1 protein-coding gene is annotated in these 299 nt (G+C 63.2%); it reads right to left on the bottom strand.

Annotated elements, in window-relative coordinates; genetic code table 11:
- Positions 1-299, bottom strand: a 299-nt coding sequence (locus CBX98_RS25980) for an aldo/keto reductase (RefSeq protein WP_146192946.1), incomplete at both ends; no start/stop codon positions are given.

The raw sequence follows: 299 nt of genomic DNA, 5'->3' as shown, positions 1-299 counted from the left end.
GCCGCGCCCTTGACGTTCTCTTCCAGGTGATCGGGGCTGCCCGTGCCCGGGATCGGCAGAATCACCGGCGAACGCTTGAGTAGCCATGCGAGAGCTACCTGGCCGTCCGTTGCGTCGAGTTTCTTGGCGATCTTCGACAGCACCGAGCCTTCTTTCGCCAGTTCGCCCGCGGCCAGCGGGAACCAGGGGATGAAGCCGATGTTGTGCTTGTCGGCGTAGTCGACCACGGCCTCGCTTTGGCGGTTGCCGAGGTTGTAGAGGTTCTGCACGGTCGCGACCTTGAAGAACTTCGATGCCGC

It is taken from the genome of Vibrio sp. T9 (assembly GCF_003123985.1).
Taxonomy (GTDB): Bacteria; Pseudomonadota; Gammaproteobacteria; order Enterobacterales; family Vibrionaceae; genus Vibrio; species Vibrio diabolicus.
The sequence above is the reverse complement of the archived record's forward strand: the minus strand, read 5'-3'. Positions and strand labels throughout refer to the sequence as shown.